This is a genomic window from Polaromonas sp. P1_F6, from assembly GCF_056405695.1.
In genome coordinates this window covers 1,098,921-1,111,073 of sequence record NZ_JBFUBQ010000001.1, presented here as the reverse complement: position 1 = coordinate 1,111,073, position 12,153 = coordinate 1,098,921, and the positions used below count along the sequence as shown (strand labels likewise).

Annotated in this window: 12 protein-coding genes; 10 read left to right on the top strand and 2 right to left on the bottom strand. The window is 61.6% G+C overall.

The genetic code is table 11. The annotated features are described in order from the left end of the window. Window positions 1-10: 10 nt before the first annotated feature. The 4 genes from lpxK to adk all read left to right on the top strand — a co-directional run bounded on the left by lpxK (window position 11) and on the right by adk (window position 2,883). The gene (lpxK, locus tag AC1DY9_RS05150) at window positions 11-1,081 is read left to right on the top strand and encodes a tetraacyldisaccharide 4'-kinase (protein ID WP_477665949.1); all 1,071 of its coding nucleotides are present in this window, start codon (window positions 11-13) and stop codon (window positions 1,079-1,081) included. Beyond that, window positions 1,062-1,244, top strand: coding sequence for a Trm112 family protein (locus AC1DY9_RS05145; RefSeq protein WP_122956562.1), 183 nt, complete (start codon window positions 1,062-1,064; stop codon window positions 1,242-1,244). The genes lpxK and AC1DY9_RS05145 overlap by 20 nt, the downstream gene beginning before the upstream one ends. Window positions 1,245-1,281: 37 nt before the next feature. Continuing rightward, on the top strand, window positions 1,282-2,040 hold the full coding sequence (kdsB, locus tag AC1DY9_RS05140; protein WP_477665948.1) for a 3-deoxy-manno-octulosonate cytidylyltransferase: 759 nt from the start codon (window positions 1,282-1,284) through the stop codon (window positions 2,038-2,040). Window positions 2,041-2,226: 186 nt separating this feature from the next. After that, window positions 2,227-2,883, top strand: coding sequence for an adenylate kinase (gene adk / locus AC1DY9_RS05135; RefSeq protein WP_477648743.1), 657 nt, complete (start codon window positions 2,227-2,229; stop codon window positions 2,881-2,883). Window positions 2,884-2,979: 96 nt separating this feature from the next. Here adk and AC1DY9_RS05130 read toward each other — a convergent pair whose 3' ends face one another. Continuing rightward, window positions 2,980-3,936 carry an asparaginase gene (locus AC1DY9_RS05130; protein ID WP_477665947.1) on the bottom strand — a complete coding sequence of 319 codons (957 nt, stop codon included), beginning with the start codon at window positions 3,934-3,936 and terminating at the stop codon, window positions 2,980-2,982. Between the two features lie 237 nt (window positions 3,937-4,173). Here AC1DY9_RS05130 and lexA point away from each other — a divergent pair, with 237 nt between their 5' ends. The 3 genes from lexA (at window position 4,174) to AC1DY9_RS05115 (ending at window position 6,561) form a co-directional block, all read left to right on the top strand. Then, window positions 4,174-4,878, top strand: a complete 705-nt coding sequence (lexA, locus tag AC1DY9_RS05125) for a transcriptional repressor LexA (RefSeq protein WP_457280989.1) — start codon at window positions 4,174-4,176, stop codon at window positions 4,876-4,878. A 136-nt stretch (window positions 4,879-5,014) separates the two neighbouring features. Further along, a complete protein-coding gene (locus tag AC1DY9_RS05120; RefSeq protein ID WP_457280755.1) occupies window positions 5,015-5,407 on the top strand; it encodes a hypothetical protein in 393 nt (130 codons plus the stop codon). Between the two features lie 146 nt (window positions 5,408-5,553). After that, on the top strand, window positions 5,554-6,561 hold the full coding sequence (locus AC1DY9_RS05115) for a D-2-hydroxyacid dehydrogenase family protein (protein ID WP_457280754.1): 1,008 nt from the start codon (window positions 5,554-5,556) through the stop codon (window positions 6,559-6,561). Between the two features lie 69 nt (window positions 6,562-6,630). Here AC1DY9_RS05115 and AC1DY9_RS05110 read toward each other — a convergent pair whose 3' ends face one another. Then, window positions 6,631-8,766 (bottom strand): type IV pilus assembly protein FimV, encoded by a 2,136-nt coding sequence (locus AC1DY9_RS05110; RefSeq protein ID WP_477665946.1) that lies wholly within the window; start codon window positions 8,764-8,766, stop codon window positions 6,631-6,633. Between the two features lie 56 nt (window positions 8,767-8,822). On the opposite strand from AC1DY9_RS05110, the gene AC1DY9_RS05105 reads away from it, so the two are divergent. The 3 genes from AC1DY9_RS05105 to AC1DY9_RS05095 all read left to right on the top strand — a co-directional run bounded on the left by AC1DY9_RS05105 (window position 8,823) and on the right by AC1DY9_RS05095 (window position 12,147). After that, on the top strand, window positions 8,823-10,343 hold the full coding sequence (locus AC1DY9_RS05105; protein ID WP_457280752.1) for a 3-hydroxyacyl-CoA dehydrogenase: 1,521 nt from the start codon (window positions 8,823-8,825) through the stop codon (window positions 10,341-10,343). A 159-nt stretch (window positions 10,344-10,502) separates the two neighbouring features. After that, window positions 10,503-11,282, top strand: a complete 780-nt coding sequence (locus tag AC1DY9_RS05100) for an oxepin-CoA hydrolase, alternative type (protein ID WP_477665945.1) — start codon at window positions 10,503-10,505, stop codon at window positions 11,280-11,282. A gap of 139 nt (window positions 11,283-11,421) precedes the next feature. Next, entirely contained in the window at window positions 11,422-12,147 is a 726-nt protein-coding gene (locus AC1DY9_RS05095) for a Crp/Fnr family transcriptional regulator (protein ID WP_457280750.1), read from the top strand. The last annotated feature ends 6 nt before the right edge of the window (window positions 12,148-12,153 follow it).

Below are 12,153 nucleotides of genomic sequence, written 5' to 3'. Positions count from 1 at the left end.
TGCCCATTCCATGCAGCCTTCGCGGCGAAATGGCAGTCATCACGTGAAACAGATTTTGCAGAATGCCTGGCACAGACGGGGTTGGCTGGCATGCCTGCTCTGGCCGCTTGCCCAGGTCTATGGCCTGGTCGTGCGGCTGCGGTGGGTGCTGTATCGCCGTCACATTCTCCGGTCCGAACATTTTGGCGTTCCGGTGGTCGTGGTCGGAAACGTCATCGCCGGCGGCGCCGGAAAAACACCGCTGGTGATTGCCCTGGTGAAACATCTGCAGGCGCAACAGGTACTGGTAGGGGTGGTGTCCCGCGGTTACGGAAGGCACGGCACCGACTGCCTGGAGGTGATCCCCGGCGCATCCCCTCATCTCTCAGGCGACGAGCCGGCCCTTATCAAGCGTGCAACGGGTGCGCCTGTTTTTGTTGCCGGCAAGCGTGTAGACGCCGTGCGTGCATTGCTTGCCGCATATCCGGGCACGGCTGTAGTCGTGTGTGACGACGGGCTGCAACACTACGCCCTGCAACGCGATATCGAGATTGCCGTGTTCGACGACCGAGGTGTGGGGAACGGTTGGCTGCTACCGGCAGGCCCGTTGCGTGAGCCCTGGCCCGCACGCGAACGGGTTGGCTTGAATTTTGTGCTGCACACCGGGCAAAAACCGGCATTTGAAGGGTTTGTTTCCAGTCGCAAACTGGGCAACGAAGCTTATTCCGGCCGGGGCGAACCGGTCGCGCTAACGAGCCTGCGGGGCCGGCCTCTGGCGGCACTTGCGGGCATAGCCAACCCTGAAGCATTTTTCGGAATGCTGAGGGAAACCGGCCTGACGCTGCAGGCCACAACTGCCCTGCCCGACCACCATGACTTCACCGATCAAGACCTGGAGGCGGAGGCGCTCAAAGGGCGTGTGGTGCTGTGCACTGAAAAAGACGCTGTCAAGCTTTTTGCCCTGCAGGGCACGTCACAAAGGGAGGTTCTGGCCGTGCCTTTGGTGTTTACGCCCGAACCAGCGTTCTTTGCCGCACTCGATGCCCGGCTGGCCCCTTTGATTTCTCCCTTACCATCAGGCCATGGACACCAAACTGCTTGAACTGCTGGTCTGCCCTGTGACCAAAGGCCCGCTCGACTACGACCGGGAAAAACAGGAACTTGTTTCCCGCAGCGCCCGCCTCGCGTACCCGGTGCGCGACGGGCTTCCCGTGCTGCTGGAAAGCGAAGCGCGGACCTTGACCGACGAAGAGCTCGGCCTGTGAACGGGTCCTTGAAAAACACAGGCAAGACCCCGAAAGCATGAGCTTCACCGTCCTCATTCCGGCCAGGCTGGCCTCTACACGCCTGCCCAACAAGCCGCTCGCCGACATCGGCGGCGCACCCATGGTCGTGCGTGTGGCGCAGCGCGCGATGCAGAGCACTGCCCTGCGCACCGTCGTCGCAACCGACAGCAACGAAATCATCGAAAAATGCGCGTCTTTCGGCATCGCCGCCGTGCTCACCCGGGAAGACCATCCCAGCGGCAGCGACCGGCTCGCGGAAGCCTGCAGCGTGCTGGGACTCGCGGACGACGACATTGTGGTGAACGTGCAAGGTGACGAGCCGCTGATTGACCCGGCCTTGATCGACGCGGTCGCACGCCTGCTCATCGAGCGCCCGGACTGCGCCATGAGCACGGCGGCGCATGCCATCCAGCAGCTGGCCGACCTGAACAACCCCAATGTGGTCAAGGTTGTGCTTGATGCGCGCCATACGGCCCTTTACTTCAGCCGCTCACCCATTCCGGCCGCGCGCGACTTTACCGGCAAGGCGTGGTGGGAGGCCGGCAGCAGCCTGCCCCGGCCACTCCGGCACGTAGGCATTTACGGCTATCGGGTGGGATTTCTGCGGGAGTTCCCGCGCCTTCCCCAGTCGCCACTCGAGCAACTGGAGTGCCTTGAGCAACTCCGGGCGCTGTGGCACGGCCATCGCATCGCCGTGCACATCACCAGCGACGTGCCTGGGCCGGGCGTTGACACGCCGGAAGACCTGGACCTCGCCCGCAAGCTGTTTTCCTGACCTGCCCTCCCCGGCATGACGCGGGCTCGTAAGTTGCTGTCAGGGGTGCATGCTATCCTTGGGAAAAACACAAGTGTGAGGCCTGCAGGGCGTGCCGGCAGCCCTCCATACCTGTCAAGCAGCCCCTGCGGAAACCGGCCGGCGGTTCGGGCTGACTTCAAGAATTCATAAAATCCGAGGACATCCATGAGACTGATTTTGTTGGGCGCGCCTGGCGCGGGCAAAGGGACGCAAGCGACCTTCATCTGCCAGAAGTACGGCATTCCCCAGATTTCCACCGGCGACATGCTTCGTGCGGCCGTCAAAGCCGGCACGCAGCTGGGCATTGAAGCCAAAAAAATCATGGACTCGGGTGCACTGGTCAGCGACGACCTGATCATCAATTTAGTCAAAGAGCGCATTGCCCAGCCCGACTGCGCCAAGGGCTTTCTGTTTGACGGCTTTCCGCGCACCATTCCGCAGGCCGACGCCATGAAGTCTGCCGGCGTCAAGCTGGATTACGTTCTTGAAATCGACGTACCATTCGACGCCATCATCGAGCGCATGAGCGGACGCCGTTCGCACCCCGCCTCAGGCCGCACCTATCACGTCAAGTTCAATCCGCCCAAGGTCGAAGGCAAAGACGATGTGACCGGCGAGCCGCTGATCCAGCGCGATGACGACAAGGAAGAAACCGTCCGCAAGCGCCTGGAGGTTTACAGCGCGCAGACCCGTCCGCTGGTTGAGTACTACTCCAGCTGGGCAAAGTCAGAGCCTGAACTGGCCCCAAAATACCGTGCCATCAGCGGCATGGGCGGTGTTGACGAGATCACCGCCCGCGCGTTCAAAGCGCTGGCGGGCTGAATCGAGCCTCCAGCGAGTCCATCTGCACCCCAAAGCCGTCAGTCTGACGGCTTTTTTCATTCCAGTTCCCGGCAGACTGAAATCGGAAGGCAGGGTTCAGCTTTGCGCCAACAGCTCGAGCATCATCGCTATTCTCGCCTTCACGGGGCTCAGCCCCTGCGAATCAGAAAACAGATCCCCGGGTGTGGGCAAGACACGACCATTGAGGCACCTTGTCGACCGGACGACCCGCACCCCCGCAGACCGCGCGCGAAGCAAGGCCGCCTCCAGCGCATGGTGCAAGGTGCCATTACCCGTGGCGGCAACTACAAGCCCCTGAACACCCTGCGCCAGCAACGCGTCCACGACCGCACCACTGGCGCCGGCATGGTTCATGACGATCTCAACGTGCGGCCACTGGACCGGAACCACGGAGTTCGCTATTATTTTAATAGCTGCTTGCGCTCGTTCTACATGGGTTTCAGGCCAATTTCGCATTAACCTGAGGAATCCTTCCTCCACATAGCCAATCGGCCCCGCATCACCAGAGTCAAAGGCGTCAACCTTGTAGGTATGCACTTTCTGCACGTCCAGCGCGCTGTGGATGGTTCCGGCGCACACCGCAACCACACCCCTCGCCCCCGCATGACGCGCCGCCGCCATGGCATCCAGCATGTTCTGGGGGCCGTCAGGCACCAGCGCCGTCGCGGGCCGCATGGCGCAGGTCAGCACCACAGGTTTATCGGGGCGGCACACCGCATGAAGGAAATATGCCGTCTCTTCCAGCGTGTCCGTTCCGTGCGTGATAACAATGCCCTGCACGTCCGGCTGGGCCAGAAAGTAATTGACCCGACTGGCCAGCTGCATCCATACCTCGAAGCTCATGTCCTTACTGTCGACCTGCGCGACCTGCTCGGTCATCAAGGGGCCGTACCTTGCCAAGGACGGGACCGCCACGACCAGCTGCTCAACGCCCACCTGGGCGGCGGTATAGCCGATGTTGTCCGACGCACTCGCAGCCTGCCCGGCAATCGTGCCGCCAGTGCCCAGAATCACAATATTTTGAGGATACATAAAACGTAAACTTGCAATCTTTTAAAAACTGGATGAAAATACAGTTACTGGATATTAAAACAGCTACAGCAACGTGCGTACCCAAAGCCAACAGGCAACAGGCAACAGGCAACAGGCAACAGGCAACAGGCAACAGGCAACAGGCAACAGGCAACAGGCAACAGGCAACAGGCAACAGGCAACAGGCAACAGGCAATACGCAAGCGGGCTGAAGTTGTGATTCAAGGAGCAACAGTGATGAGCACACTCGATAACTTTCCGCATTTTCCCTCTGAGGCTCCCAAGCTCACTGCGCGCCAGCAGCAAATTCTGGAATTGATCCAGAGCGCCATCGCGCGCACGGGCGCCCCGCCCACCCGTGCTGAAATCGCCGCTGAGCTTGGCTTTCGCTCTGCCAACGCCGCCGAGGAGCACTTGCAGGCACTGGCCCGCAAAGGCGTCATCGAGCTGGTCAGCGGGACTTCACGCGGCATACGTTTGCGCAATGACGCCCTTCGCAGCCTGAACGAATCCAGAATCAAACAGTTTTCCCTGCCGTTGCAAAGCCTGGCCCAACTCGCCCTACCTCTGGTGGGGCGGGTTGCTGCTGGCAGCCCGATTCTCGCGCAGGAACATGTCGAGCAAACCTATTATTTTGAAAGCAGCCTGTTTCAGCGCCAGCCCGACTACCTGCTCAAGGTTCGCGGCATGAGCATGCGGGACGCAGGCATCATGGATGGCGACCTGCTGGCCGTCAAGCAATCAAAGGAAGCCAAGAATGGTCAAATTGTCGTGGCCCGGCTGGGTGATGAAGTGACCGTCAAGCGCTTTCGCCGCAACAAGCACCTGATCGAACTTCTGCCCGAAAACCCGGACTTTAAAACCATTGTGGTCGAGCCCGGCGAGCCTTTCGAACTGGAAGGCCTGGCCGTCGGCCTCATTCGCAACACGATGCTGATGTAGGCAGTTCACCTGGCCACGCACCAGGTGGCGGGCGTTTGGCCGTTGTGATGGCCAACACCCTGGTGCCGGGGCCTTCCTGGCAATTTGCCAGTCTGCAATCCTGCCTGTGTAAACCTCTCTCATACAGGAGTTCATCATGGGAATCATCAGTTTTTCACATACACCAATGTCGTCAGTCCTGCTGGCACCCGTGCAGGCATTGGTGTCATTGTTTTTGCCGGCGCAGGGTATGGCTGGGGCAAGCCGTTTTTCCGCGCCAGCCGGCGCGCAGCCCAGATCTCACCAGCTTGCGCTACCCTTTGCTTCCGGCGATTTCGCGGCAATGCGCGGCCCGTCTGCCCGCGCCACTGGTACTCTTGCCGTCCAACGCTCTGTCAAGGCGTCCCGACCCAGCCGGCTGCGAGTTGTCCGTGAGTTTGACTCCAATGTCGGCCCAGCGTGCGCTGGCCGCATGGTGATATCCGGCCGCATGGCCGACGTCTGCGCGGAACTTGAGCGCATGAGCCAGCGAGAAACCTCTTTGAGATAACTGGTACGGCAAGCTTCCCACCAGAAGTTCAGCCCGGGCCTATGCGCTTTGCGGCGCCGTCTGGTGCGTTTCCTTGAGATACAAAATCCCCAGTCGGAAGTGACCCCGGCGGCAAGGAAGAAAAATCTTGCAGGCACAATATCGGCATGAATATTGTGATCCTCGACGACTATCAGGACGCGGTGCGGAAACTGAACTGCGCAGCCAAGCTGGAGGCCTACCCCGCCAAGGTCTATACCAACACCGTTAAAGGCATCGGCCAGCTGTCCGTCCGCCTCAAGGATGCCGATGTCATCGTCCTGATCCGGGAGAGAACCCAGCTCAACCGGCAAGTTATTGAAAAGCTGCCCAAACTCAAGCTGATTGCCCAGACAGGCCGTGTCGGAAGCCATATAGATGTCGCGGCTTGCACAGAACGCGGCATCGCGGTTGCCGAGGGCATTGGGTCTCCTACGGCACCCGCGGAGCTGACCTGGGCACTGGTGATGACCGCCATGCGCCGCATTCCGCACTATGTAGCCCACTTGAAGCATGGCGCCTGGCAGCAGGCAGGGCTCAAGTCAGCTTCGATGCCACCCAACTTCGGCATTGGCTCCGTCCTCAAGGGCAAGACATTGGGGGTATGGAGCTACGGGAAGATCGGGCAAATTGTGGCTGGCTACGGCAGGGCCTTCGGTATGCGTGTCGTCATTTGGGGCCGCGACGCATCACTGGAGCGGGCACAGGCCGATGGCTTTGAAGTCGCGGCCAGCAAAGCCGAATTCTTTGAGCAAAGCGATGTACTGAGCCTTCACCTGCGACTCAACGCAGAGACACGCGGTATCGTCACGCTGGAAGACCTGTCGCGCATGAAAACCACGTCCCTGCTGGTGAATACATCAAGGGCGGAGCTGATCGAGCCGGAAGCATTGATCGCCTCCCTCAATCGCGGGCGGCCCGGCCTGGCGGCCATCGATGTTTTTGAGTCGGAGCCCATCCTGCAAGGCCATGCGCTGCTCCGCCTGGAAAACTGCATTTGCACGCCGCATATTGGCTATGTTGAACAGGACAGCTATGAGCTGTACTTTGGCGCGGCGTTTGACAACGTCGTCAACTTCATCAAGGGCACGCCCACCAATATCGTCAACCCGGGGGCCTTGCAAGTACGGCGCTGATGTGACACGCCCAGCCTGATCAAGTGCGCGTAAACCCGGGATTCCCGGCGAGCCAGGCTCAAACTTCGCTCAAGTTTTCTGCGTCGGCCCCGAAGAATCCGGAAAGTCGAGGTCAAACTCGATGAGATTGTTGGCAGCGGCTTGCGGCGGCCGCGCACCAGCGTCGATCGATGGAAACGGGACCAGGTCCCCGCCCTCACCTGCACTCAAATCAATATCAAGGCCAAGCCGGGGGGAAGCGGGAGGCTGCGTCGGGTCGGTTGCACCTGCCACGGCAGGAGACGGCAAAGGCGCCACGATCTGGAACCGGGCTGACAGTGGCTGGATGCTGGTGGGTCCAAAGCCTGCAACGCTTGGGAGCGTATCCGGCATGGTCGGAATCGACGGTGCGTCCGATGGTTTTACCGGTGCTTCGGCGTCGCCGGGCGGCCGGCTAACAATCCTTTTTGCGATCGAGTGGAGGAGCAACAGCTCGCGGTAGGCGGCCAGGCTGAAGACCTCTCCCCGCGAATCCGGTTTGCGGAATATGGACTCTTCAAGTACGTCGAGTACCTTGGGCGTTGGCCAGAGGGCCTCAATCCGCGAGAGGGCCTCCGTGTAATACTCAAGATCGTGCGTATTCGCCGCGTATTCGTCGAATGGCGGCACCTTGGCATTGAACATCTTGTTGAAGTCTGTGCGCAACGCGTCGTAATCCTCCCGGCGTCCCAAGCTGTGATAGAGGTCAAACAGGTCGAGATAGACGAGCGCGCTTGTTTCCACGTTGTCCATGATGTGGTGGCGCAGAACATCTACCGCCTTGTCGGGCCGGCCGAGCGACAGGAAAAAATCGGCCTGTTGCTGCACATCAAACAGCTCTTCGGCATTCACAATCCGCGGCATGCTGCTGATACCGCTCAGGCTAGGCAGAAATTCCGAGGGGAATCTGGATTCGGCAACCCTTGGGCGCGCCACGGCGCTTGAAGCCGGCGTATTTTTCGGCGCATCGAGAAATGGTTCGCTGGGATCGAAATCAACCAGCGAATCGGGCATAGGCCCGGCGCTCACCGATTCAGCTTCTGAGGCCCTGCGCAAGAAGACCTTCCCGGTGTTACCCGTACCTTCAGTCACATAAGGCGCGCTGTCTTCGGCAAACCCTTTGCCCCACCATGATCCCCGGCTGACACGGCTTTGCTGTCGGCTACGTATCCATAGTGCCAGGATCGCAAGAAGGGAGGCGACCAGCAAGGCGTAAAGGGCGTATACGAGCCAGTTGTTATAGCGTTCACCGCGCGCCTGCTCAAGCTGGCCGCGCATTTCCATCACGGCTTTTTCGGTTTTCTGGCTTCGCGCGAGCATGCCGGCAACATCGGCTTCCAGGGATTTCAGGCGCTGGCTGTCGCGCACCATGTCTTGCGGCTGTGCATTAAGCGCCTGCCACAGTGCGGCGGCGGCAGCGCGCTGCTGGGCGTCTGTTGAGGGCTCCGTCAGCAGCTCCGGCGAAGACCGGAGCACAGGGTCGCGCTCGGCCGCCAGGTCAATGGGGTCAAGTTTCAGGCGAGAACGGAGCTTGCCCGCCGGCTCGGATGCGGACTTGCCAGCCCCGCGAACAGCAGGCGTTGCCTGCAGCAACCCAACTGAGGTAGCCGATCGCAATTCACTGCCTCCGGCAGGCGGGACTTTTCCGGACCTCGCTCTTGGGGCTTTTCCCGGGCTGGAGGGCGCGGAGCCTGCCTGTGCCTTTGTGGCGTTGCCGCCGGCGCCAACAACACCAGGCATCTGCGCCACCAGAGGGGCAGTCGCCACGGCTTCTCCGCCGACAACGGGAATCGGGCTGGTGTTTTCTCCGGCCACTTCCGCCAGCAGCACGTACTTGCGCGTGTTTTTCTGCAAGCATCCTTCACGCACATAGAGTGTCACCACCGGCTCGTCGACGCCTGAGCTTGTGCGGATGCGGATCAGTGCCTCACCGGAAGCGCCTTGCGACGTGACAACGCGTACCTTGTCCTGGGCAACCTGGCTGTCGCCAAAAAACACATCTGCCGCCACACAGACTGCAGACAGCCCTTCCGTGCCGTCCAGGTGCGCCGACAGAGTGACATCAAGGGGGCGTCCGACAAGGGTGGCGCCGCGCATGCGCCCCAGCGACAAGGCCATGCTGTGGACGGCAACGCCCATCAGCAGAACGCCAAGGAGATATTTGACAGGCTTCTTGGCAAGTTTCATGGGGTGGGCAATTTTGACACGGTACCCTGCCAAATACGGTCAGCCATAATTCAGGCATGGAAGTAAATTACGCGAATGTGGGAATAGTTGGCACCGGCGCCATGGGGCGCGGCATTGCGCAGATCGCCGTGCAGGCCGGCAGCATCGTCAGGCTGATGGACGCGCAGGCAGGCGCCGCGGAAAAAGCGCGCGAAGCCATCTGCGCCCAATGGGACAAGCTCGTTGAAAAAGGCCGCATCGACGCAGCCGCGGCAGCCGGGCACAAAGACCGGCTTGTGCTGGCCTCCACCCTCACTGACCTGGCGGCCTGCGACCTCATCATCGAAGCCATCGTGGAGCGGCTGGAGGTCAAGAAAGCCCTGTTCGCCGAACTCGAGACACTGGTACCTGTGCACACCGTTCTGGCCAGCAATACCTCCTCGCTGTCTGTAACGGCCATCGCCGCAGACCTGAAGCACCCCGACCGCCTGGCCGGTTACCATTTCTTCAACCCCGTTCCGCTGATGAAAGTGGTGGAGATCATCGCCGGCCTGAAGACCATCCCCTCTGTATGCGAAGGCTTGAGCCAATACGCCCGGCAAATGGGCCACACACCCGTGCAGGCGCAAGATACGCCCGGCTTCATCGTCAACCACGCCGGCCGGGGCTACGGCACCGAAGCGCTGCGCATCGTCAGCGAAGGCATCGCCGATTTCGCCACCATAGACCGCATCCTGCGCGACCAGGCCGGCTTCAAGCTGGGCCCTTTCGAGCTGATGGACCTCACCGGGCTCGACGTCTCCCATCCCGTGATGGAGTCGATCTACCACCAGTACTACGAAGAAGCCCGCTACCGTCCCAATGTGATCACGGCGCAGCGCCTGGCCGGCGGCGTGCTGGGCCGCAAGACCGGAGAAGGCTTTTATCGCTACACCGACGGCGCCATGCAGGTGCCGCCCGAGCCTGCCGTCCCTGATGTGACCGAACTCCCGCCGGTGTGGGTGTCGCCGCGTGCTGCACGCCGCTCGGAGCTGTTGCAACTGCTCAAAAACCTGGGCGCCAAAATCGAAACCGGCGCCTCCGCATCACCACAGGCCCTGATGCTGGTGGCCCCTTTGGGCTTTGACATCACCACCGTCGCCGTTGTCGAACGGCTGGACCCGGCCCGCACTGTGGGTATCGACATGCTGATCGACGACGCAGCCACCAAGCGGCGCGTGCTGGCGACCAACCCGGCCACCCGCACCGACATGCGCGACGCCGCGCACGCCCTCTTCGCCCGCGACGGCAAGGCCGTCAGCGTGATCCGCGACAGTGGCGGTTTTGTCACCCAGCGCGTCGTAGCCACCATCGTCAACATCGCCAGCGACATCTGCCAGCAAGGCATTTGCAGCCCGAAGGACCTGGAAACCGCCGTCACGCTGGGCCTGGGTTATCCGTTGGGGCCGCTGGCCATGGGCGATCGCTATGGCCCCACCAATGTGCTGGAAGTCCTGTTCAATATGCAAACCGTGTATGGCGACCAACGTTACCGCCCTTCCCCCTGGCTGCGGCGGCGCGGCGCCATCGGCCTTAGCCTGTTACACCAGGAGGAATAGCACCCCCTTCGGATGCTCACTTCGTGTAGCACCTTCCCCCCTCGAGGGGGCGGCGCCTGCGGCCTGGCGAAGCCAGTTCCGCGGCCCCCACTGGCAAGGGGATCTGTACGGGGACTTGGTCCCTGCCTATTTCTTATTTCGATGCATTGGAAAACTAGCATGGCAGGCGCAATCAAAGGTACGAGCGAGGGTCAGACCCTTATCCTGACGATCAGCAACCCCGAGTTCAAGAACGCGCTCGGCCCCGACATTTACGCCGCGGGTATTGAGGCACTGAATGCCGCTGAAAACAACCCCGACATCCGCAGCGTGGTGATCACCGGCGAAGGTGCCATGTTTTGCGCCGGGGGCAACCTGCAGCGCCTGGAGGCCAACCGCCGCGAGGCGCCGGAGGTGCAAGCCCAGAGCATTGAAGGCCTGMACAACTGGATCGACTCGATCCGGACTTATCCCAAGCCGGTGATCGCCGCCGTGGAAGGTGCTGCCGCCGGTGCAGGTTTTTCACTGGTGCTGGCCTGCGATTTCGTCGTTGCAGCGGACAACGCTGTGTTCGTGATGTCTTACAGCACCGTGGCACTCTCGCCCGACGGCGGCGGCAGCTGGGTCCTGGCGCGTGCCTTGCCGCGTGCGCTGGCCAGCGAATTGCTGATGGCCGGCGAACGCATAGGCGCGCGCCGGCTCCATGATTTTGGCTTGGTGAACCGCGTTACGGCCCCGGGCGAGGCCTTGGCCCAAGCGCTTGAACTGGCCGACAATCTGAATGCACGCGCACCCAACGCGCTGGCCAGCATCAAGGAACTCATCAACGACGCAGCCGGCAGCACGCTGACCGAGCAGCTCACCCGCGAACGTGATCACTTCGTGCGCAACCTGCACGACGCCAACGCGGGTGAAGGCATAGACGCCTTCCTGAACAAGCGCACGCCGCACTACCGCTAGGCGGCAGGCAGCCGGTCGCGGGCTGCCCAACCGACAATCCAGGCCTACGGCCGGGCGACACCCATGCGACAGCCCGCTGGCGCCGGGCGGGTCCCTCAAGCGACAATGGACGTCTTGTTAGTCACTCAAAAGACAGCCCATGGACGATCCCATTCTTACGATAGAGGAACGAGAGGCCATCAACAACGGCCGCTGGTTTTCATCCCTGTCCCCATCACTGAGGCACGACATACTTCGATGCGCCTACGTCAAACGCTACAAAGACGGCGAACTCATCAGCGCCCGCGGCGATGTGCCGGAAGAATGGATCTCCTGCGCGCGGGGTGCCATCCGTGTCAGTTCGACCTCGATTTCGGGCAAGCAGGTCACGCTGACCTATGTGGAGCCGGGCCTCTGGGTCGGCGATGTGGCGATCTTCGACGGCGAGCGGCGCACCCACGACTCCTATGCCCATGGCGAAACCACGCTGCTGTGCGTCTCGCGCGCCGACCTGCGCAAGATTCTGAGCCAGCATGTCGAGCTGTACGAAGCCCTGCTGCGCCTGCATGCGCGGCGCATACGGCAGCTCTTCGGCCTGGTGGAAGACCTCAACACCCTGCCCTTGCGGGCAAGGCTGGCCAAGCAGCTGCTGCACCTGGTGCGCAGCTACGGTGTGCCCAGCCTGGCGGACAGCGGCGAGGTGCGAATCGGCCTGCAGCTGGCGCAGGAGGAATTGGCACAACTGCTGGGCGCCTCGCGCCAGCGCGTCAACCAGGAGCTCAAATCCATGGAGCGCGAAGAAGCCATCCGGATCGAGCCGGGAGGCTTGGTGGTGCGCAACCGCGCAACCCTGATGCGCATCTCTGAAGCTGAAATTGACAAATAAACAGAG

What these genes read in the sequence shown, in the direction of transcription:
- lpxK (WP_477665949.1), top strand. Translation starts at nt 11, where the DNA reads ATGCAGCCTTCGCGGCGAAATGGCAGTCATCACGTGAAACAGATTTTG.
- AC1DY9_RS05145 (WP_122956562.1), top strand. Translation starts at nt 1,062, where the DNA reads ATGGACACCAAACTGCTTGAACTGCTGGTCTGCCCTGTGACCAAAGGC.
- kdsB (WP_477665948.1), top strand. Translation starts at nt 1,282, where the DNA reads ATGAGCTTCACCGTCCTCATTCCGGCCAGGCTGGCCTCTACACGCCTG.
- adk (WP_477648743.1), top strand. Translation starts at nt 2,227, where the DNA reads ATGAGACTGATTTTGTTGGGCGCGCCTGGCGCGGGCAAAGGGACGCAA.
- AC1DY9_RS05130 (WP_477665947.1), bottom strand. Translation starts at nt 3,936, where the DNA reads ATGTATCCTCAAAATATTGTGATTCTGGGCACTGGCGGCACGATTGCC.
- lexA (WP_457280989.1), top strand. Translation starts at nt 4,174, where the DNA reads ATGAGCACACTCGATAACTTTCCGCATTTTCCCTCTGAGGCTCCCAAG.
- AC1DY9_RS05120 (WP_457280755.1), top strand. Translation starts at nt 5,015, where the DNA reads ATGGGAATCATCAGTTTTTCACATACACCAATGTCGTCAGTCCTGCTG.
- AC1DY9_RS05115 (WP_457280754.1), top strand. Translation starts at nt 5,554, where the DNA reads ATGAATATTGTGATCCTCGACGACTATCAGGACGCGGTGCGGAAACTG.
- AC1DY9_RS05110 (WP_477665946.1), bottom strand. Translation starts at nt 8,766, where the DNA reads ATGAAACTTGCCAAGAAGCCTGTCAAATATCTCCTTGGCGTTCTGCTG.
- AC1DY9_RS05105 (WP_457280752.1), top strand. Translation starts at nt 8,823, where the DNA reads ATGGAAGTAAATTACGCGAATGTGGGAATAGTTGGCACCGGCGCCATG.
- AC1DY9_RS05095 (WP_457280750.1), top strand. Translation starts at nt 11,422, where the DNA reads ATGGACGATCCCATTCTTACGATAGAGGAACGAGAGGCCATCAACAAC.